The sequence below is a fragment of the Polaromonas sp. P1_G2 genome (assembly GCF_056405515.1).
The window spans coordinates 1-663 of record NZ_JBFUBY010000649.1 but is presented as its reverse complement, the minus strand read 5'-3'; the positions used below and the strand labels follow the sequence as shown (position 1 = coordinate 663).

General features: G+C 64.7%; 2 protein-coding genes. Both read left to right on the top strand.

What is annotated here, in order from left to right; all coding sequences use genetic code 11:
- On the top strand, positions 1-253 hold a 253-nt coding region (locus AC1D0P_RS26730; RefSeq protein ID WP_477679493.1), incomplete at its 5' end, for a hypothetical protein.
- Between the two features lie 8 nt (positions 254-261).
- Positions 262-663: segregation and condensation protein A (locus tag AC1D0P_RS26725; protein WP_477679492.1), on the top strand; the 402-nt coding region annotated here is incomplete at its 3' end.

Here is a 663-nt window from a genome sequence, read left to right as displayed (position 1 = left end):
TGATTCCTCGATGAACGCGCTTTCAGGCACGTTGAGGGAGAGGGCGCGCGCTATCGCTGCCAATGGTTGCGACATTGTCCTTCACTGCAACGGCCAGATGGAGGAAATGCTTGAGGTGGTGGCGGAAGCCAAGCCGCTTGCGGGCAAGGCGCTGGAAAGAGCACGCCGCGTCGAGGCAGCGTTCGCTCAGGCAGACAGGCTCGATGAAGCGGCGGTGCGAAGCGAGTTCAATTCGCTGCTACCTTCGGTCTGAGGCGGACAATGGCGGCGACCGGCTCCCAGAACCCGCCTGTCGCCCCGCTCGAAAGGCTGTGGGGCGAGACGCCGGAGCGTGTCAATACCGAGGCCGAACCAGCGCTGGTGATCGATGTCGGCGGCTTCGAAGGCCCGCTGGACCTGCTGTTGCATCTCGCCCGCAACCAGAAAGTCGATCTCGCCCGTATTTCCGTGCTGGCGCTTGCCGAGCAATATCTAGCCTTCATCGAAAGCGCCCGCCGGCTGAGGCTGGAACTTGCCGCCGATTATCTCGTCATGGCGGCCTGGCTCGCCTACCTCAAGTCGCGCCTTTTGATCCCGGCGCCGCCCCGCGACGATGGCCCCTCTGGCGAGGAGATGGCGGCGACGCTGGCCTTCCGCCTAAGGCGCCTGGAGGCGATCCGCGAG